Origin of the sequence: Roseateles sp. (assembly GCF_036486225.1) — a bacterium.
GTDB lineage: Bacteria > Pseudomonadota > Gammaproteobacteria > Burkholderiales > Burkholderiaceae_C > Roseateles.
The window spans coordinates 1-18,742 of the sequence record NZ_DASVNZ010000091.1 but is presented as its reverse complement, the minus strand read 5'-3'; the positions used below and the strand labels follow the sequence as shown (position 1 = coordinate 18,742).

The following is an 18,742-nucleotide window of genomic DNA, read 5'->3' as shown; positions in this document are numbered from 1 at the left end:
GGCGGCGCCGCCGCCACCAGCACCGCGCCGCGCGACTGGGCGTGCTGCGCGAGCTTCAGCAGCAGCGGGTCGCTCGGACCGCCCAGGCTGAGGTTGATCACGTCCGCGCCGTCGGCGATCGCCGCGCCCAGCGCCTGCGCCAGGGTGAAGGAGTTGCAGCGCGCCGGCGCCGGTCCCGTCTCGGCGCCCGCGCGCGCAGCGTCCGTCCAGCAGGCGCGGTAGCTTGTCATCACCGCGCCCGGTGCGATGCCGACGATGCCCTGGCGGTTGTTCACCTTCGCCGCGATCAGGCCCATCACCTCCGTGCCGTGGCGCTCCGGCACCGCGTCGACCTGCGCCCCGCCGGCGGCGACGTAGTCCCGCTGCGTCGACACCTGTCCGAGAAGGTCGGGATGCCGCGCGTCCACGCCCGTGTCGATGATCGCGACCTTGACGCGTGCGCCGACGCTGACCTGCTGCAGCGCCGCCGTCGACATCTGCTGGAAGCCCTTCTGCAGGCCGAAGTAGGGATCGTTGTAGAGCGCGGTTGGCGAGGTGGGCGCGGACGCGCCCGTTGATGGCGCGGTCGGCGGAGCGGTTGACGGAGCGGTTGACGGAGAGGGTGCTGGCGGCGACGGCGTCTGCGCTTCCTGGGCGGGACCGCTCAGCGTCTCGAATTCGTTGAGCGGCTGCGCCAGTTTCACTCGAGCGTCCTGGCGCAGGCGCGCCAGCACCGCGTCGACGTCGTCCCCGGCGCCGAGCGCGTAGAGCATGCAGCGCAGGTTCAGCGGCGCGATGGTCCATGCGGCCTGCTCGCGCAGGCCGTAATCGCGCGCCAGCGCCTCGGACATCGCCAGGGCCTTCGAGCTGCCCGCGTAGCCCGCCATTCGACGATAGTCGCCGCGCGCGGACCCGCCCGCGCCGGGCAACGGTTCACCGCGATCTTCGACGGCCAGGATGATGAGGCGGTCCTGCGACGTCGCCATCGAAGCCGTCGACGGCGTCGTCGCGGCGAGCGCATCGGCAGCGACGGTTTCGGCAGCGAGGGTTTCGGCTCGCACGGACATGCCCGACGCGAACACCGCCGTCATCGCGATCAACGCAGAGGCGATGACACCGAAGCCGCGCACGAGGGAGGAGGGCATCGCTCAGCGCCCCGGCGCCGCGGCGCCGACCGGCTCCACGAGCAGCACGCCGGGTTCCGCGCGCAGCCGCTCCACCATCGCCGGCACGGCCGTCACCGGCGCCGGTTGAAGCGGCGCCAGCAGCAGGCTGCTCGCGTCCTCGTCGGCACCGACGATCCGCAAGCCGTGGTGCGTCAAGACCTGGCGCAGACGGCCCATGTCCACGCGCTCTTCCGGCACCAGCCGCACGACCGCGCCGGCGGGCAGCGCGGCCGGCTGGCTCAAGGTCACGTAGTCGGCGGGCGGGTGACCGTCGCTCCAGAGGCGCAATCCGAGCACGCACATCGCCACCGCCTGCACCGCCACCGCGGCCGTCAGCCAGCGCGTCGTGCGCGATCCGCCGTCGTTGGCCGAGGCGCCACGCGGGCCTTCCACCGGCGTGACCGGCCCCGCGTCGCGATCGCGCGCCCAGAGGCGATCCAGGCCGGACTGGATCGCGGCCTCGTCGGCGTCGCTGCCCGTCATGCCTGCCAGGCCTTGAGCGCCCGCCGCGCCTGTCGCGCCCGCCGGACGTGGGGCGTCCTGCATGCCGCGGTGGATGTTGCGCTGGAGTTCGAGCTCATCGCGGCAATGCGCGCAGTGCGGCAGGTGGGCCTGCACCAGGCGGCGCTGTTCCGGCGTCGCGGTGCCGGCCACGACCCAGGCGATGGCGTCCCACACCAGGCGGTGTTCGTTCGGTTGGTCCATGGCCGGATCGCCGGCGGAATGTCCGGACAGACCGGAAAGTCCGGAGGAGCCGGAGGACCCGGAGGGGGCGTCGTGGGAAGTCATCGGATCGGTCCTTCGGTGCCGCTGGCCGGGGGAGTCTCGCCGCCCAGCTCGGGCAGCACGTTGCGCAGCCGCACGCGCGCATGGAACATGCGGGCCTTCACGGTGCCGGTGGCGCAATTCATGATGCGGGCGATGTCCTCGCAGGTCTCGCCCAGGTAGTACGCCAGCTCCAGCGTGACCCGCTGCTCCACCGGCAGCGCGGCCAGACCGCGCGTCACCCAGTCGCGCAATTCGCGGTCGACGGCGTCGCTGAACGCGGGCTCGGCCCGTGCCAGCTCGGCCTCGCTCACCGAGGACGCGTTGATCTCCTGCGCCGTCACGCCGTCGCGCAGCGCCTTGAGCATGCAGCGGTAGGCGATGCCGTGGATCCAGGTCGAGACCCGCGACTCGCCGCGGAAGTTGCCTGCGGTCCGCCACACGATCCACAAGGTGTCGTTGACGACCTCCTCGGCCAGGTCGGGTCGGCCGCAACTGCGCAGCACGAAGCGCGACAGCCGCGGCTGGCAGTGCCGGTACAGCTGCTCGAAAGCCGACCGGTCGCCGGCCGCGGCGGCCTGCAACCAGGCACGCAGACGCGACTCGGCGGCCGTGTCCGCTTCATTCGGAACAGGTTGAAACATGGGCGACTGATTTCTGCAGAAGTGTCCCTCATGGGTGCCAGAATCGCCGCCGATGGTTGCCGTGCCCCCAAAAAATGTCGCCCGTGCCCTCGCCCTGCTGGCGATGGGCCTTGTCGCGTCGGGGGCGGCCTCCGCCCAGAACTGGGGCGGCACGGTGTCGGTCGTGACGGAACGCGTCTCCCGCGGCATCAGCCTCAGCGGCGACCGGCCGGGCGCCACCGCGGACCTGTACTACCGCGACGACCGCAACTGGAGCCTGGGTCTCGGCCTTGGCACGATGCACACGCGCAACGGGGCGGACGCGGAGGCCATCCTCTCCGCGACCCGCTGGTGGCAGATCGACGACCACCGCGTCGTGACGCTGTCCGGCGCCCATTACGCCTATGCCGGCGGCGGGAACGCGGACCGGCTGCGCTACAGCGAGGTGTCGCTCGGCGGACTGTGGGACACGGCCGCGTGGGGGCAGTGGGGCGCGACGGTGTCGGTGTCGCCGGACCTGGCGGCGTACGCGTCCTGGGGCTACCTCGGCCATCGCGGCGCGACCATCGCGGAGCTGACCTGGCACCGGCGCCTCGTCGGCGCGCTGGCCGCCGATGTGGGCTGGGGCATGGTCGCCAACTGGGGGCACGACACCGGGTCCTACCGTTTCGCCAACGCGGGCCTGTCCTACGCCGTCGGGGACTGGCGCTTCAGCGTGTCGCGGCTCTACAGCTCGCTGCCGCAACGCGGCGACCCGTCGCTGCAGCGCTGGGTCGCCGGCGTGGCTTGGTCGTTCTGAGGCGTCGGTCGCTGACATCCTCTGACTGCCGAGTCTGCTGGCCCTCACCCCCACCCTCTCCCGCAAGCGGGAGAGGGAGTGAGAATGCACCGAGCCGGTCGGAGCAGGATCACTGGGGTGGCCCCCTCTCCCGCTTGCGGGAGAGGGTGGGGGTGAGGGCCAGCGGCCTCACGCAGTCAGCCCGACTGCTGCTCCAGGAAGCGCTGCGCATCCAGCGCCGCCATGCACCCGGTGCCCGCGCTCGTGATCGCCTGCCGATACACGTGATCCTGCACGTCGCCCGCGGCGAACACCCCCGGCACGCTGGTCATCGTGAAGAAGCCGTCCGAGCCGCTGCGCGTCAGCACGTAGCCGTCGCGCAGCTCGATCTGTCCGCGGAAGATCTCCGTGTTGGGCTTGTGGCCGATCGCGATGAAGCAGCCTTGCAGCTTGACCTCGGTGCTCGCGCCGTCCAGCGTGCGCTTGATGCGCACGCCGGTCACGCCGCCCGCGTCGCCCAGGACCTCTTCCAAGGTATGGAACACGTGCAGCGCGATCTTGCCGGCCTCGACCTTGGCCATCAGCTTGTCGACCAGGATCGGCTCGGCGCGGAACTTGTCGCGGCGGTGGATCAGATGCACCTTGCTGGCGATGTTGGACAGGTACAGCGCCTCCTCGACGGCGGTGTTGCCGCCGCCGACGACACAGACCTCCTGCCCGCGATAGAAGAAGCCATCGCAGGTCGCGCAGGCGCTGACCCCGCGGCCCATGAACGCTTCTTCCGACGCCAGTCCCAGGTACTGCGCCGAAGCGCCGGTGGCGAGGATCACCGCGTCCGCCGTGTAGACCGCGTTGTCGCCGGTCAGCGTGAACGGACGCCGGGAGAAGTCGACGCTGTTGATGTGGTCGAAGACGATCTCGGTCTGGAAGCGCTCGGCATGCTCCTGGAAACGCTTCATCAGTTCCGGACCCTGCACGCCCATCACGTCGGCGGGCCAGTTGTCGACCTCGGTGGTGGTCATCAACTGACCTCCTTGCGCGATGCCGGTGACCAGCAGCGGCTTGAGGTTGGCGCGTGCCGCGTAGAGGGCGGCGGTGTAGCCGGCGGGGCCCGAGCCGAGGATCAGCAGGGCGGTGTGTCGTTGGGGGAGGCTCATGTCGGTCCTGATTGGCGTGTCACAGCTTGGCGCGGTCCAGGCGCTGGGCGAATTCATCGGCCGGCAGGAAGCCGATCGTGCGGGCGGCGGCGAGCTCCTTGCCCTGCGCGTCGAAGAACAGGATCCCCGGCGGGCCGAACAGCTGGAAGCGCTTGAGCAGGGCCTTCGCCTCGGCGCTGTTGGCGGTCACGTCGGCCTGCAGCAGGCGCGCGTTGCGCAGCCGCGTGGCGATCGCGGGGTCGGAGAAGGTGAGGTGCTCCATCTCCTTGCAGGCGACGCACCAGTCGGCGTAGAAGTCCAGCATCACCGGCCGGTCCGAGGCGGCGAGTGCCGCGTCCAACTGCGCCACCGTCGTGATGCGCTCGAAGGCCGGTGCCTGGCCGGGACGCGACGCGGCCTCGGCGCTGGCGATCGGCAGCGCGCCCACCGAGCTCCGCGCCAGATGGCGCAGCGGCATCAGCACGCTGTCGCCGCCGGACAGCGCGCCGCCGATCATCGCGGCGGCCCACAGCGCCACCAGCGCGCCGCCGGCCTTGAGGGCGCGCGGCCGGCCGGATTCGAAGGCGCCCAGGCAGATCGCCGCGATCAGCGCCACGGCGCCGATCAGGAACATCAGCGCGCCGGTCGGCAGCACCGGCGAAACCAGCCACAACGCCACCGCGATCAGCAGCAGGCCGAAGAAGGTCTTCACGTGTTCCATCCAGCGGCCGGCGCGCGGCAGCAGCGTGCCGGCGGACAGGCCGAGCAGCAGCAGCGGCACGCTCATGCCGCAGGCCAGCGCGAACAGCGCCGAGCCGCCCAGCACCACGTCGCGCGTCTGGCTGATGTAGACGAGCGCGCCGGCCAGCGGCGCCGCGACGCAGGGTCCCACCAGCAGCGCCGACAGGCCGCCCATCAGGAACACGCCGACATGCTTGCCGCCCTTGATCCGGTTGGAGGCGTTGTTGACGCGGTCCTGGATGAAGCCCGGCATCTGGAATTCCCAGACCCCGAACATCGACAGCGCCAGCACTGACAGCAGCAGCGCGAAGCTGCCCAGCACCCACGGGTTCTGCAGCGCGGCGGCGAAGCCGGAACCGAGCAGGCCCGCGACGATGCCGGCGCTGGTGTAGACCATCGCCATGCCCAGCGAGTACGCCACGGCCAGCGAGAAGCCGCGTACCCGCGAGACCGGCGCGCCCTGGCCGACGATGATCGACGACAGGATGGGCAGCATCGGCAGCACGCACGGCGTGAAGGAGAGCAGCAGCCCGCCGAGCAGGAACATGCCGACGACGCGCAACAGGCTGCCCGATTGGAGGGCAGCGGCGCTGCTGTCGACGGGAGCCTGGTCGGAGGCGGCTGCGGTCGACGCTGGCGATGTCGCCGTTGCCGTCACCACTGTTCCCGCTGGAGTCGAAGCGCCTGTCGATCCGGACCCCGTCGGCGCTGCGTTCTCGATGGGCGCCGACAGGGCGTCCGGCTGCGCTTCCCACGTCGCCTTCAGCAGGCCGTCGCCGCCGCGCGCCAGATGCACCAGCGCCTGCTGCGGCGGATAGCAGAGGCCGCGGTCCGCGCAGCCCTGATAACGCACCGTCAACGTCTGCGGAATGGCGCCCTTCGGCAAGGGCTGCGCGACGCGGACGGTGTCGGCCCACAGCGTCATCGTCTTGTTGAAGTTGGGATCGAAGACCGACTTGCCGGCCGGCAGGCCCGGCGCGGGCAGCGTCGCGCCGTCGGCCTCGATGGCGAAGCGCTCGCGGTACAGGTGGTAGCCGGCGGCGATGTCGAACTCGACGATGACCGTGGGGGTGGTCGCAGCGCCGGTGCTGGCGGCGGCCGCGCCGTCCGACGGGGCCTCGATGCGCGCGCGTCCCGGGAAGGCCTGGGTCGGCTCGAGGAACGCGGGTTGATCGATCGCCGCAAGGGCGGGGCCCGGGGCGGTGACGGCCAGCGCGAACGCGGCCGCCGCACCGGCGAGGAGGTGGGTGAGCAGTCTCATGGCGAGGTCGGAGGTTGGATCAATTGTTCGGGATCGTGCGTGTGGACCTGGCCGCCGGTGTCGACGAGCAGGAAGCCCACGCCCGGCGTGCTCAGCCGCGACGGCGCGTCGGCGCCGATCAGCATGGCCATCGTGGCCAGCGCGCCGGCCGCGACGCACAGCGGCGCCACGACGCTGACGGCCTGCCAGTGACTGACGGGCTGGCCGGTGCGCGGATCGAGGATGTGGCAGCAGCACCGGCCGTCGGGGGTGATGAAGAAGCGTTCGTAGTCGCCGCTGGTGGCGAGCGCGCCGTAGCGCAGCGGGATGCGGGCGCTGACCTCGTCCTCGCGGCGCGGATGGCGGATCGCGAAGACCCAGGGCTGACCGTCGGGGCGCGGGCCGATGACGCGGATGTCGCCGCCGAGGTTGACGAAGCCGTGGCGTATCCCGAGGCCGCGCAGTGCGGCCACCGCGCGGTCGGCGGCGTACTCCTTGCCGATGCCGCCGAAGTCGATCTCCATGCCGGCTTGCGGCAGGGCGATCGCGCGGCCGTCCCATTGCACGCGCTGCCAGCCGACGTACTGACGCTGGAACGCCAGCGCATCAGGCGTCGGTTCGCGGCCGGCCTTGAAGTCCCACACGCGCCGCAGGCAGCCGCTGGTGATGTCGAAGAGGCCCTCGCTCTGCCGATGCAGCTCGGCGGCGAAGTTCAGCAGCTGCGCGGTCTCGCCGTCGACGGCGACAGCGTTGCGGCCGGCGCGGGCGTTGATCGCCGAGATCATGCTGTCGTCGCGGTAGCGCGAGTACTTGGACTCGATGCGCCGCACCTCGGCCTCTGCAGCGTCACAGGCGTCGGCGGCCTCGTCCCGCGCCACGCCGCCGAGCACGATCTCGTTGGGCGACGCCATCGCGGTGAAGGCATGGCGATGGACGTTCCACATGGCGCGCTCGTCGTTTCCGTCGGTCGTTGCGGGTCGGCGTTGTGGCGTGGTCGCTGCCGGCTTGTCGAGGCCGGTCAGAACCGGTGCGAGAGGCCGACCTGCAGCCAGTCGGCCTGGAATCGCGCCAGGCCCGGCGAGCCGCTGCCGCCCAGGCGCCAGGCGGCGCGCTGTTCGTAGTGCTCGAGGCTCAGGTCGGCGGTCCAGCGGGGGGCGATCTCATAGGCGACCTTCATCCCGACGGTGATCGCGCCGAAGGCCGACAAGCGCTGGTCCGGGGACAGGTATTGCGGCGAGGTCGCCGTGTAGCCGGGCGGCAGCGGCGCGCCCAGCGAGGCGTCGTAGACCGGGTCGTAATAGAACTTCGCCGCGCGCTGCGTCGTGTAGCGCAGCGACGGGGTCACGGTCCAGCCGCCGGACAGCGGCTGCACCCAGGCCGTCTCCAAGGTATTGGCGCGCACGCCGAAGCTGTCGGCGTAGTAGCGCCAGCTGCTGCGCAGCGTCGATTTCCAATCGCTGAAGTGGTGGTTCCAGCGCGTCATCAACGTGTACTGCTCGCGCTGGTCGGGTCGTCGGTCGGGGAACTTGTACGGGTCCGAGTACATGCCGTGGCCCCAGTTCGCGCCGAGGCTGAGCTGCACCAGATCCACCGCGGTCCAGGCCTGCGTCACGCCGACGGTCAGCTGCGTCGTGTTGCGTCCGCGGCTGAGCGTCGGATCGTCGGAGGAGCCGATCCAGTCGTCGCTGAAGGCGGCGCCGATGTTCCAGGTGGTGTTGTTGTCCTCGCTGGAGCGGCGATAGCCGGCGGAGACGGTGCGGGAGCGGTAGTCGTGTTCGGTCGAGTACGCGGCGCCCAGCGACCAGGCGTCGCGGTCGTTGTAGCGGGTGACCTGGATGTCGCCGGCCTTGCGGGTCTCGTCGAGCCGCGAGGCGCCGGAAACCGCGCTGTGATATCGCGGCGAGGCGCCGGAGACGCTGTCGTTCACCAGCGAGCCTTCGACCGACCAGCGGCCGGCCACCGGCACCATCAGGTAGACCGACGGCGCGGTGACCTTGATCCGGTCGAAGCCCGGCTGGCGGTCGCGGTAGTGCAGCAGCTTGACCGACATCTCGGCCTGCTCGGGCGGGGTCTCGGCCAGGGCGGGGGACTGCAGGCCGGGCAGCAGCATGGCGGCGGCAAGCACGCCGCCCCAGGTGCTCCGGCCGCCGCCGGAGCTCGCGCCGGTGTCTGCGGGCATGTCGGGGGTCCGGTCGTTCTCAGTTACAGCCACAACCACCTCCTCCCACGCCGTTGCCGCCGGACGCGTTTTCCTTGCTTGTGTAGATGTGCTGCGCGAAGCGGTCGCCGAGGACGTCGCCGCCCATCGTCATCTCGGGGCGGGCGAGGGCGCCCTTCTCCCAGGGCTGGGGCGGCTGCATGGCGCATCCGGTGCTGGCGAGCGCGATCAGCGCGCCCACGGCGGCCATCGCGCCGCGCGCACGGCGGCGCGGGAGGGACACTGCTTTCATCGGGATCTCCTTCAAGACTTCTTCAGCGCAGCGGCGATGCGCGCTTCGAGGTCGGCTTCGTCTTCTTCACGGAAGCCGCTGTGCTGCATCAGCACGCGACCGTCCGGACCGAGCAGCACCGAACTCGGCATCGCCCGCACGCCGACGCGACGGGCCGAATCGCCCTTCGGATCGAAGCCCAGCGAGACGCTGGCCGGCACTTCCTTGAGGAAGGCCAATGCGTCGGCGCGGCTCGCGTCCAGATTCACCGCGACGATGCGCAGGCCCTGCGCGCCGTACTTCGCCTGCATGCGGTTCATCCACGGGAAGGACTGGCGGCACGGGCCGCACCACGAGGCCCAGAAGTCGACGTAGGTCACCTTGGCCTTGCCGTCGTGCAGCGTGAGCGGTGCACCGTCGGCGCTCGGGACGCTCGCTACCGGAAGGGGCTGGCCGACCTCGGCGGCGGACGCATCCATCGGCGTGAACGACAGCGTGGTCGCCAGGCCTGCCGCGGCCAACGCGAGGGGCGTCGCACGGGCGCCGCGACGGCGCCACAGGATCAGCGCGGAAAGCCCCGCCATCACCAGCAGCAAAGGATCGGCCGCGCCCGTGCCGGCACCGATCGTGCAACCACCGCCGCCGCTGTTCGACGCTTCGGTGCTGCCCGGCGAGCCGCGCATCGCCACCGTCGCCGTGGCCGGCGTCATGTCACCTTGCAGCGTGAGCGTGCCGGTGTCCGTGCCGGCAGGCGCCGAGGCGGCCGCACCCGCACCCAGCCAGCGCAGCGTGACCTGGCAGTTCGCGCCGGGCTGCACGGTGAAGGGCGCCGCGCCGCAGGCGTTGGTGCCCGCCGTGTCGATGGCGAAGCGGGCGCTGTCGATGCTCAGCGCGCTGATGTGCAGCACGCCGGCGCCGCTGTTGGTCAGCGTCAGCGGACGGCCGTTCGTGTCAGCGGGGCCGAAGTCGAACGAGGTCGCGGACAGCTGCAGCGCAGGCTGCGGCGGGGCCGCGCCGACACCGGTCAAGGTCAGCGGCGCGGGCAGCGAGGCGTTGTCCGCGACGACCGCGGCCGTGGCGGCGCGTGTGCCGACACCGCGCGGGCTGAAGCCGATCGCGAGGTCGCAGTTGGCGCCGACGGCCAGGGCGGCACCGGCGGTGCAGGTGGAACTCGTGTCGACGCGGTAGTCGGCGGCGGCGTCGCCGGCGAAGGCGAAGCTGCCCAGCGTCGCGGCGACGTCGCCGGTGTTGCTCAGCGTGAAGTGCTTGAGGCTGCCTTCGGCGCCCACCGTGACAGTGCCGAAATCGGCGCTCGTCGCGGCCGTCCAGACAAGGATGGGCGTGTTGGCGAGGACGCCGCTGCCGCTGAGGGCGACCGCCTGCGGCGAGGCGGCGGCGTTGCTGGTGAGGGTCAGCGTGCCGGTCGCGGCGCCGGCGCCGGCGGGTGCGAAGCTGACGTTGACGGCGCAGCTGCCGCCGGCGGGCACGCCGCCGCTGCAGGTGTCGGTGGTCGTGAACGGCCCGGTGGCCGCGATGGCGCTGAAGGTGAGCGCGGCATTGCCCGTGTTGGAGACGGTGACGGCCTGCGCGGTGCTGGTCCGTCCGACCGTCAGCGCGCCGAAGCTGAGTTGCGTCGTCGACAGCGAGGACACCGGCGTGGGCTGCGCCTGGCCGGTGCCGCTCAGGGCGATGTCGACGTTGGCGGTGGCGTTGTTGGCCGTGGGCGCGATCGCGGCGACGGCCAGCGTGGCGGTGCGTGCGCCGGTCGCGGCGGGCGCGAAGGTGGCGGTGACGGTGCAGGTGGCGCCGACGGCCAGCGATGCGCCGGCGGCGCAGCTGCCGCCGCGGGTGAAGTCGGCGGCGTTGGCGCCGGTGACACCGATGCTGCTGAAGTTCAGCGGCGCGGTGCCGGTGTTGCTCAGCGTGACGGTGCGCGCGGCGGAGGCGCTGGCCAGCGGCTGGTTGCCGAAGGCCAGGGTGGTGGCGTCGGCGGAGAGCACCGCCGTCAGCGTGACGTTGGCGGTGCCGCTGAGCGTGATCGGGATGGGCGTGGCGATACCGTTGTGGGTGATCGTCAGCGCACCGCTGCGCGTGCCGGCGGCGGTGGGGCGGAAGACGACGCCAACGGTGCAGCTGGTGCCCGCGGGCACGGTGACGCCGCAGGTGCCGCCCTGCACGGCGAAGTCGCCGCTGGCGACGGCGGAGAGGCTGCCGAGGGCGGCGCTGCGGCTGGCGCTGATGGTGATGGTGGAAACCGCGCTCGACTGTCCGACGGCGGTCTGCGCGAAGCTGATCGACGAGGGCGAGTTGCCGAGGTAGGCAGCGATGTTGGCGATGTCGGTGGCCGAGACCGCGCCGCCGACGCCGGCCATCTGCGGGATGGTGTCGATCGCGTTCTGGATCATCGCGGGGTTGTTGCGGCCGCGGTCGACGACGGCGGTGGAAGCCACCGTGTGACAGGCGGCGCAGACCTGCGAGAAGCGGGCCTGGCCGGCGACGGGGTCGGCGGCGAAGGCGGGACCCGCGAGGACCGCGGCCGTGATCGCAAGGGTCGCGACGAACGCGCCGGGAAGGGCGCTGCGCAAGGGAAGGGTCATGGCGGGAGCCTCGTCAGGATGAAGAGAGGGGGACGGCGACGGAGACCGTCGAGAGGAAGGGGGACGCAAAGAGGGACGCGAAGGGAGACGCGAAGGGGAGCGCCGGGCCCGGCGCGAGCAGCGGCAGCAGCGCGGGCGCGGCGAGCAGCCAGCACGCGTTGAAGCCCGCGTGCCAGGCGATGCAGCGGGGCAGGGAGCGATGTCGTCGGTAGCTGAGGCCGATCCACCACGCCGGCCCGGCGGTGGCGAGCGCGAGCAGCAGCGCGGAGAGTGGCGGCGCGGGCGTGACGACGGCGAGCACGATCGCGTGTGCCGCGGCGAAGGCGAGCGCGGTGAGCGCGACGGCATGGCGCCGCGCGGCGGCGGCGCGCGCGGTCGACAGCCGCTCCTGGAGACCGAGCCGGAAGAGGATCTCTTCGAAGCAGGGTGCGAGCAGGAGCTGCCGGAGTACGACGTCCCAGGGGATCGGGACGGGAATGAAAGGCGGCATGGGCGCGGCGGAAATTCACGCAGGGGTTCTGCGTAGGTACCGGCGCGCGGGAGAAAGGTTGCGAGGAGGGGGGACGTTACGACTTGGTCACAAACGGAGCGAGGGCGTCGGCACGGGTGCGCTCGCCCGGTCCGGCGTCACGCGGCTTCCAGATCCGCGAAAGATGCGAACTTCATCGCGTAGCGCTTCGTTGCGAGCGTCGCCTTGAAGGCGTCGGCCTCCGCGACTGTGATCAGTCCCGCATGAATACATCGACTCAGAATGCTTTCAGTGCGCAAAAGACGCGCCTTGCCCACAAGCTCGGTGGCGATGCGTTCGGCATCGCCCTTCTCATCGGTCGCAATGGCGTGTCCCCGTACATAGGCGATCGCAATGCATGCGGCTTCACCAGGTTCGACGAGCGCGCACAGGCCGTTGTACAGATCCTCGGTTTCGTCATCGTCGAGATCGCAGGGATGAAGATGTCCTTTCTGAAAGGCGACCGACAGTGCTTCGGCCTGGACGTCCCAGGTGACTTCCTCGATCACGCGCTGAGGAACGATGAATCCGTGAGTCTCCAGGCGGTCCAGCAATTCCAACTGGTGAAGGTGAATGAAGTTGATGAGAACGTTGGCATCTGTCGCCACGCGCGTGGTGATATTCAAACGATTTGTCGTGATCATCCCGATCACTCCATGCTGAAGACCTCGACGAGCCGCGCGACGGTGTCGCTCCCGAAGCCGAACTCTTTGCCGATCTCGGTCAACTTGCCACGAGAGATCCGCTCCTGGCGGAAGACTTCGAAGGCCAGGCTCAACATTCGTCCCCGGCTGTCACGCCGGCTGTCGAGATCTGGTGGGTTGAAGAGTCCCAATAGCGTCGAGTAAGGCTCGCCCTCACTGTTTGCTTCCTTGGCCGCGAGACATTCGAATTCGTCTGCTGAAATGAGCTGGAGGTGCCTGATCCGGCGAAGAGCCGATCGGCGACTGACGCCGAATGCCTGTGCGACCGCTGCGACTTCCAGCAGTCCGATCGGTTTCCCGACGGGCCTCTCGATCGCGTGCAGTACACCGCCTTCGGGCATGAGGAACGATGCCGCGAAGGCATTGGCGCGAAGCTCGACCAGGTTCTCCGGCGGACCGATCTTGCTGAGAGACGCCAGGCCATGGCGATCCATCAGTACGTGGCCATACTCGTGCGCCAGAGAGAAGCGTCGCCGGGCTCGCGACTGTGCTGCGTTGAAGAGGACGAAGGCGCCGAAACGGGGATCAAACAGCGTCAATCCGGAGACGTTGTCGGGCAACGAGACGGCCACACTACCCACGCCGTTCATCTCAAAGAGATGCTGCATGCGATGGAGGTCCCTGTCGCCGAGGTCCAGGCGCCTGCGCTCTTCGATCGCGGCGAGGTCTCCTTGGCAAACAGCCTCGGCGCAGTCGCGCGGCGCCGGAAATTCAAGCGCGGGACGGAGCGCAGATGCCCGGACATTCCCCAGCCGCTTCTCAAGCGTCGCAAACTGCAGCGCATAGGAAATTCCCTCCTGCAGCGCCTTCGTCAACTGCGTGCGGGCCATGGGTTGCGGGGTCGCTCGAAACAGTGCGGCCAGCTCCCCGTTGTCGACGAAATCTGCGTCGACGAACTCCCAGACTTTCCGGCCCACGGCATAGGCAATTCGCTCAAGCTCGTTGCAACGCGGGCTACGCTCTCCGCGCTCGATGGCATCGATGTCTTTTGCTGGCAGATCGACGAACTCGCCCAATTGCTCCTGGGTCAGATGGAATCGTTCCCGGGCGATACGAATCTGCTCGCCTCGCCGTTGCTGCTTCACCGTCATCGCGGCTCCCCGATCGAAGTGGAAAGCAGCAGATGGTGAATCGCGGCGCGCTCATTGGCGATGACTCAGTCTCATCGTCTTTCGCGGTGCTCTCACTTGTTTGAGGAGTCAGCATCGCGGCGATGAGTGGGCGATGGTTCAGGCGCGTCGCCGGCCCGCCATTTCCTCGCCCATCACACGCAGCACGGTGTCAGGTGTTGCCGCGCTCGCCGACGGATAGGCGTCGTGATCCTCGGCGTCGATGTGACGCCGGTACAGCGTGGCGAAGGTCTGCCAGCGTTCGCGCGCGGCGCTGAGCGTCCCGCCCGGCATCGATCCTTCACGGATCGCCTCCAGGTCCGGAACGATCGCCGCGGCCGCGTCACTCCCGGATCACTCCAGGTAGTGCCCCATCCGTTTGCGCTTGGTCTCGAGGTAGCGCTCGTTGTGCGGGTTCGCCGCGATGCGCAGCGGCACCAGCGCCTCGACCTCGACGCCGCCTTCGACCAGCGCGTCGCGCTTCTGCGGGTTGTTGGTGATCAGCCGGACGCTCTTCACGCCCAGCAGGCACAGGATGTCGATGGCGTCGGCGTAGTCGCGCTCGTCCTCGGCATGGCCCAGGCGCAGGTTGGCGTCGATAGTGTCCACGCCGGCTTCCTGCAGCGCGTAGGCGCGCAGCTTCTCGACCAGGCCGATGCCGCGGCCCTCATGACCGCGCATGTAGATGACGATGCCGCCCTCGTCCTTCAGCAGGTCCAGCGCGCCCTGCAGCTGCGGACCGCAGTCGCAGCGCAGCGACTGGAAGACGTCGCCCGTCAGGCATTCGCTGTGCACGCGCAGCAGGCCGCCGCGCTCCTGCAGCGGCCCGACCGACAGCACCAGGTGCTCCGAGCCCGTCGCCGGGCTGCGGAAGGCCCGCGCCTGGAAGTCGCCCAGCGTGGACGGCAGGTGCACCACTTCCCACTCGGTCGCCCCTTGCGTCCCCAAGGGGATCTTCTCGCAGTGATTCACAGCCATCTCTCCAGCTTCGCCTCGGCGTCGTCGCGGACCGCCGGGTCGTGTCGTTCTTACGGTCGTCCGTCCATGTCGTGCGATGCGCGCCCGTCGAAGCGACGGCGCGCACGTGCAAGGTCAGCAATTTAACCCGTCTCAGGGAAAACGCGCTGTCCCGAGGTGGAGAGCCCTCTCGGTCGCCGTGGCCTGGGCATGCAAAATCGGCCGCACCGACACCGCCCCTGGGACGCCCATGACCGCTCTCCCGCCCGCCGCCGCGCCCGCGCCGGATCCATCGAATCCACCGATGCGGATGCTGCCCACCCCGCGCTTCGACGAGTTCCCGCGCTACGAGGCGCTGACGCAACTGCTGTTCAGCTACGCGGAGGCCTGTCCCAACCTGCTGTCGGTGCGGTCCATCGGCAAGAGCTTCGAGGGCCGCGAGATCTGGGTCCTCATCCTGACCAACACCGCGACCGGCAGCGACGTCGAGAAGCCCGCCTTCTGGGTCGACGGCAACATCCACGCCGCCGAGCTCACCGCCTGCACGACCTGCCTGTACTACCTGCACGATCTGCTCGGCAAGTACGGCACCGACCCGCAGGTCACGCACCTGCTGGACACGCGCACGATCTACATGGTGCCGCGCCTGAACCCGGACGGCGCCGAGCTCGCGCTGGCCGACCGGCCGCGCCACATCCGCTCGTCGACGCGGCCGTACCCGTTCGACGAGGAGCCGGTCGAAGGCCTCAGCGTCGAGGACATCGACGGCGACGGCCGCATCCTGACGATGCGCGTCGCCGATCCGCACGGCGGCTACAAGAAGCATCCCGACGATCCGCGGTTGATGGTGCCGCGCCAACCCGGCGAGTTCGGCGGCGAGTATTTCCGCCTGATGCCCGAGGGCCTGGTCATCAACCACGACGGCTTCAGCATCAAGGTCAACCGCGACAGCGAGGGCCTGGACCTGAACCGCAACTTCCCCGCCGGCTGGCGGCAGGAGTTCGAGCAGGTCGGCGCCGGTCCGTACCCGACCAGCGAGCCCGAGGTGCGCGCGATGGTCGACTTCATGGTCGGCCATCCCAACATCGGCGCGGCGATCAGCTTCCACACGCACAGCGGCGTGATCCTGCGGCCCTGCGGCACACGCAGCGACGACGAGATGCCGCCCGAGGACCTCTGGGCCTTCCAGCGCTTCTCCAAGCTCGGCGAGCAGCACACCGGGTATCCGGCGGTGAGCATCTGGCATGAGTTCAAGTACCACCCCAAGGAAGTGATCACCGGGACGCAGGACTGGGTGTACGAGCACCTCGGTGCGCTGTTCTGGGTGGTGGAGCTGTGGTCGCCCAACAAGGAGGCGGGGATCACCGGCTACAAGTGGATCGACTGGTTCCGAGACCATCCGGTGGAGGACGACCTCAAGCTGCTGAAGTGGAGCGACGAGCACTGCGGCGGCAAGGCGCATGTCGAGTGGACCTCGTTCATGCATCCGCAGCTGGGGCCGGTGGAGATCGGCGGCTGGGACAAGATGAACTTCTGGCGCAACCCGCCGCCGCACCTGCGTGAGCGCGAGGCCGCGCGTTTCCCGGCGTGGATGAACCAGATCGCGCTGAGCCTGCCGAAGCTGGAGCTGCTGCGCACGGAGGTGCGGGCGCTGGGGCCGGATACCTGGCGTGTGAGGATGGCGGTGGGCAACAGCGGCTGGCTGCCGGCCTACGTCACCAAGCAGGCGCTGGCGCGCAAGCAGACGCGCGGCGTGATGTTCGAGATCTTCCTGCCGGTGGATCCCGAGGTCGGGCTGGTGAGTGGCAAACCGCGCATGGAAGGGCCGCAGCTGGAAGGGCATGCGCCGAAGCAGACGCAGCTCGCCTTCCTGCCCGAACGCGACATCACCGGCGATCGTGCCTACGGCGAATGGGTGGTGAGAGCGCCGCAAGGCACACGGCTGAGCCTGGTGGCGTGGGCGGACCGGGCGGGCACGGTGAGAACCGAAGTCACCCTCGATTGAGCCCAAACACATGGCTCCCTCTCCCGCTTGCGGGAGAGGGCCGGGGTGAGGGTCGTGTCAGTGCCGAGGCTCGTTCTTGTCCTGCTCTGCCGCAGCCAGCACTGCCTCGCGCCAGAGCCGCGCGGGAATGAAGGTCCGCAGCTGCTCCATCGCGCGCTCGATGAGCGCCGGATGCAGTTCATGTCCGACATGCGGGAGCACATCCGCCGTGATGTCGGCGCCGAGCGCCATCAGCTCGCGCGCCGCGTTGAGCAGTGCGGGGTAGGGCAGCTCCCCATCGTCCTTGCCATGCAGCAGATGGATGGAGACATCCTTCGGCGCATGCTGAGGCCAATACGCAAACGCCCCACCGAAGGCGAGCACGCGCCCAGCCAGCTGCTCTTCCTGCTGCAGCGCTTCCAGCGCCAGGATCGCACCCTGCGAGAACCCGCCCAGCGCCACCCGTCCCCACTCCAGATCGAGCTTCTCCGCCCAGCCGCGCACCAGCGCGACCAGCGACGGCACCGCCGCGCTCAGGCGCAACGCCCGGAGCGTGTCGTCGCCCTGCTCGGAGTACCACTGGAAGCCCGCGCCGCCGCCCGGGATCGCGTCGAAGGGCTCGAAACCCTGCAGCAGCACCAGCGCGGCGCGCGGGTACTGGCGATGCAAGGCCTCGGCCAGCGGACGCATCTGCTCGGCATCGGCGCCGGCGCCGTGCAGCAGCATGAACAGCAGATCAGGAGCTCCGTCCTTGGGGAGCAGCACATGGGCTTGAGTCATGGCCCCGATTGTCCGTCACGTGTTGTCGATGCGCTCCAGCGCGGCCCGGATATCCGCGGCGTCCGTGGGCCTGACCAGGCGCTCCACCTCCTGCCCGTCGCGCATGAAGATCAGCGTCGGCCACAGCTTCACCTTGAAGGAGCGCCCCAGCGCCTGGCCCTTGCCGTCCTCGACCTTGATGTGCTGGACCATCGCGTGCCGGCCGTCGAAGGCCTGCGCCAGCAGCGGCTGCGCCGCCTCGCAGATGGGGCACCACGAGGCGCCGAACTCGACCAGCAGCGGATGTTCCTTCGACAAGGTGTCGACGGCGTCGCGGATCGGTTCGGTCAGCGCGTAATGGGGATTCATCGGCATGGAAACCTCCTTGATCGGATCGGTCGAAGCTGAAGGGCGCGAAGCGCAACGGACGGATCGGACGGCGCCGGTCAGACCGCGGCGCGGCGCAGGCTCATCTCGAACACTACCCCTTCCGGCACATTGAATGCCCGGATGCTGCCATCCATCTTCGCCAGGTAGGTCTTGGCCACGAAGAGCCCCTGGCCGCGGCGTTCCCCGTTGACCTGCGGGGCGGTGTCGGACACGCCGTACTCGAAGATCTGGTCGAGCATCGCCACCTCGATCTGCGGCCCCTGGTTGCGGATCCGCAGCAGGACGAAGCCGGGCTCGCCCGCCTCCAGGGTGACGGCAATGGGCGTGCCCTCGGGCCGGTAGCGGTCGGCGTTGCGCAGCACGTGCGTGACGGCGTCCTCGAGCGCGTAGGCCTCCGCATGCACCGGCTGCGGCTCGGGCAGCGCGGTCTCGAAGTTCACGTGAGCGATGCCGGCGTAGTGCGCGTTCTCCGCCACCTCGCGGCAGAAGGCCGCCAGGTCCAGGACCTCGGTGTGCAGGTCCGCCGAGGCCAGTGCCTCGCTCGGCGGCGCGCTGCCGTACAACACCTTCACGGCCTGCTGCATCCGCTGCACGTAGCGGTGGCTGGGATCGTCGGCTCCACCGTGCAGCACCATCAGCGATTGCAGCGGCGACATGATCTCGTGCCCCACCGCGTGCCACATCTCGCGCTCGCGCTCGGCCCGCAGCTGCTCGCGGCGCAGGCCGTCCTTCACCCGGGTCAGCGCGTCGGCCAGGCTGCCGGCGAGGATGCCCAGCTCGTCGCGGCCGCGGAGGTCGGCCACGTCGAGCTCGCCGATGCGCTGCTCCGCCCGCGCGTCCTGCATGTTGTAGGAGACGGCCGCCGCGCGTTTGGTCA

At 70.0% G+C, this 18,742-nt stretch carries 19 protein-coding genes; 2 read left to right on the top strand and 17 right to left on the bottom strand.

Translation table 11 applies throughout. The annotated features are described in order from the left end of the window. From VF536_RS06910 to VF536_RS06900, 3 genes are all read right to left on the bottom strand, one after another. The coding region (locus VF536_RS06910; RefSeq protein WP_331614078.1) for a S8 family peptidase at nt 1–1,124 on the bottom strand (1,124 nt) is incomplete at its 3' end. Between the two features lie 3 nt (nt 1,125–1,127). Next, nucleotides 1,128–1,850, bottom strand: a complete 723-nt coding sequence (locus tag VF536_RS06905; protein WP_331614077.1) for a zf-HC2 domain-containing protein — start codon at nt 1,848–1,850, stop codon at nt 1,128–1,130. A gap of 80 nt (nt 1,851–1,930) precedes the next feature. Beyond that, complete coding sequence (locus tag VF536_RS06900) at nt 1,931–2,554, bottom strand: RNA polymerase sigma factor (protein ID WP_331614076.1); 624 nt, start codon at nt 2,552–2,554, stop codon at nt 1,931–1,933. Between the two features lie 52 nt (nt 2,555–2,606). On the opposite strand from VF536_RS06900, the gene VF536_RS06895 reads away from it, so the two are divergent. Further along, on the top strand, nt 2,607–3,332 hold the full coding sequence (locus tag VF536_RS06895) for a hypothetical protein (protein ID WP_331614075.1): 726 nt from the start codon (nt 2,607–2,609) through the stop codon (nt 3,330–3,332). A 176-nt stretch (nt 3,333–3,508) separates the two neighbouring features. Here VF536_RS06895 and trxB read toward each other — a convergent pair whose 3' ends face one another. The 11 genes from trxB to ribA all read right to left on the bottom strand — a co-directional run bounded on the left by trxB (nt 3,509) and on the right by ribA (nt 14,753). Beyond that, nucleotides 3,509–4,468, bottom strand: a complete 960-nt coding sequence (trxB, locus tag VF536_RS06890) for a thioredoxin-disulfide reductase (RefSeq protein ID WP_331614074.1) — start codon at nt 4,466–4,468, stop codon at nt 3,509–3,511. 19 nt (nt 4,469–4,487) lie between these two features. Next, complete coding sequence (gene dsbD / locus VF536_RS06885) at nt 4,488–6,449, bottom strand: protein-disulfide reductase DsbD (protein WP_331614073.1); 1,962 nt, start codon at nt 6,447–6,449, stop codon at nt 4,488–4,490. Further along, entirely contained in the window at nt 6,446–7,372 is a 927-nt protein-coding gene (locus VF536_RS06880; protein ID WP_331614072.1) for an FAD:protein FMN transferase, read from the bottom strand. The genes dsbD and VF536_RS06880 overlap by 4 nt, the downstream gene beginning before the upstream one ends. Before the next feature lie 74 nt (nt 7,373–7,446). After that, complete coding sequence (locus tag VF536_RS06875; RefSeq protein WP_331614071.1) at nt 7,447–8,607, bottom strand: DUF3570 domain-containing protein; 1,161 nt, start codon at nt 8,605–8,607, stop codon at nt 7,447–7,449. A 19-nt stretch (nt 8,608–8,626) separates the two neighbouring features. Beyond that, the gene (locus tag VF536_RS06870) at nt 8,627–8,878 is read right to left on the bottom strand and encodes a DUF4266 domain-containing protein (RefSeq protein ID WP_331614070.1); all 252 of its coding nucleotides are present in this window, start codon (nt 8,876–8,878) and stop codon (nt 8,627–8,629) included. A gap of 11 nt (nt 8,879–8,889) precedes the next feature. Continuing rightward, nucleotides 8,890–11,454 carry a choice-of-anchor D domain-containing protein gene (locus tag VF536_RS06865; protein WP_331614069.1) on the bottom strand — a complete coding sequence of 855 codons (2,565 nt, stop codon included), beginning with the start codon at nt 11,452–11,454 and terminating at the stop codon, nt 8,890–8,892. Between the two features lie 13 nt (nt 11,455–11,467). Further along, a complete protein-coding gene (locus VF536_RS06860; protein WP_331614068.1) occupies nt 11,468–11,944 on the bottom strand; it encodes a type II CAAX prenyl endopeptidase Rce1 family protein in 477 nt (158 codons plus the stop codon). Nucleotides 11,945–12,081: 137 nt separating this feature from the next. Continuing rightward, nucleotides 12,082–12,606, bottom strand: coding sequence for a hypothetical protein (locus tag VF536_RS06855; RefSeq protein WP_331614067.1), 525 nt, complete (start codon nt 12,604–12,606; stop codon nt 12,082–12,084). 5 nt (nt 12,607–12,611) lie between these two features. After that, a complete protein-coding gene (locus tag VF536_RS06850; RefSeq protein ID WP_331614066.1) occupies nt 12,612–13,757 on the bottom strand; it encodes an XRE family transcriptional regulator in 1,146 nt (381 codons plus the stop codon). Nucleotides 13,758–13,895: 138 nt separating this feature from the next. Next, a complete protein-coding gene (locus tag VF536_RS06845) occupies nt 13,896–14,069 on the bottom strand; it encodes a hypothetical protein (protein WP_331614065.1) in 174 nt (57 codons plus the stop codon). 60 nt (nt 14,070–14,129) lie between these two features. Next, complete coding sequence (gene ribA / locus VF536_RS06840) at nt 14,130–14,753, bottom strand: GTP cyclohydrolase II (protein WP_331614064.1); 624 nt, start codon at nt 14,751–14,753, stop codon at nt 14,130–14,132. Between the two features lie 229 nt (nt 14,754–14,982). Here ribA and VF536_RS06835 point away from each other — a divergent pair, with 229 nt between their 5' ends. Continuing rightward, nucleotides 14,983–16,737, top strand: a complete 1,755-nt coding sequence (locus VF536_RS06835) for a M14 family metallopeptidase (protein ID WP_331614063.1) — start codon at nt 14,983–14,985, stop codon at nt 16,735–16,737. A gap of 57 nt (nt 16,738–16,794) precedes the next feature. On the opposite strand, the gene ypfH is transcribed toward VF536_RS06835, so the two are convergent. From ypfH to VF536_RS06820, 3 genes are all read right to left on the bottom strand, one after another. Beyond that, nucleotides 16,795–17,496, bottom strand: a complete 702-nt coding sequence (gene ypfH, locus VF536_RS06830; RefSeq protein ID WP_331614062.1) for an esterase — start codon at nt 17,494–17,496, stop codon at nt 16,795–16,797. 15 nt (nt 17,497–17,511) lie between these two features. After that, nucleotides 17,512–17,850 (bottom strand): thioredoxin family protein, encoded by a 339-nt coding sequence (locus tag VF536_RS06825; RefSeq protein WP_331614061.1) that lies wholly within the window; start codon nt 17,848–17,850, stop codon nt 17,512–17,514. 71 nt (nt 17,851–17,921) lie between these two features. Next, on the bottom strand, nt 17,922–18,742 hold an 821-nt coding region (locus VF536_RS06820; RefSeq protein WP_331614060.1), incomplete at its 5' end, for a HAMP domain-containing sensor histidine kinase.